This window comes from Vibrio sp. 1249-1 (genome assembly GCF_033340495.1).
On sequence record NZ_JAWOWJ010000655.1, the window covers coordinates 1 to 654 of the forward strand.

A 654-nucleotide genomic window follows, 5' to 3' on the forward strand; every position below is an offset into this window, starting at 1 on the left:
GTATCCTGAATATCTTTCGCATTGATGACCATCGGGGCCATCATACCGAGGATGAGCGCGAATAATACCACCCAAGATGTCAGGCGTATTTTCTGGGGGAAATGAAACGTCATGTTTACCTCTTAGGGAACAGTTCTGATCAAAACGACCAAGAATAGAAGTGTAAAGCCTTGAAATTATATACCTAAGTTTACAACACTAAATAATAAACTGAGCAGCATTTCGTTAGTTGGGCGTCAAAGTTGAGAAACCCAATAACAAACAAGCCTTTCATTATTAGATGAAAGGCTTGTGTAAATTTAACTACGGGCGATTGGGGTGATTCAGAATGTGGTCTTCCCAATCCACCACATCAATCTCGTATACCACTTTATTGCGGACACTTTCGCCCGCCGCGTGCATCGCAGATTTCGAGCCCGTAATCAACGGATGCCATTCTGGTAAAGGCTGTTTTTCAGCCAACAGGCGGTAAGCGCACGTATGCGGCAGCCAAGTAAAATCGTCAATGTCTTCGCGCGTCAGCTTGGTGCACTCTTCACCCGAAGTAAAACGATTTGGGTAATCCTTACAAGAACACGTTTTGCTATTTAACCAGCTACAGGCCACATTGGTGTAATAGATTTCGTCGGTATCTTCGTCCATTAGCTTATGCAG

1 protein-coding gene is annotated in these 654 nt (G+C 44.0%); it reads right to left on the bottom strand.

The genetic code is table 11. The features are described 5' to 3' along the window. Positions 1-303 precede the first annotated feature (303 nt). A partial coding sequence (locus R7Z50_RS28180; RefSeq protein WP_318149844.1) for a YcgN family cysteine cluster protein occupies positions 304-654 on the bottom strand: 351 nt, incomplete at its 5' end.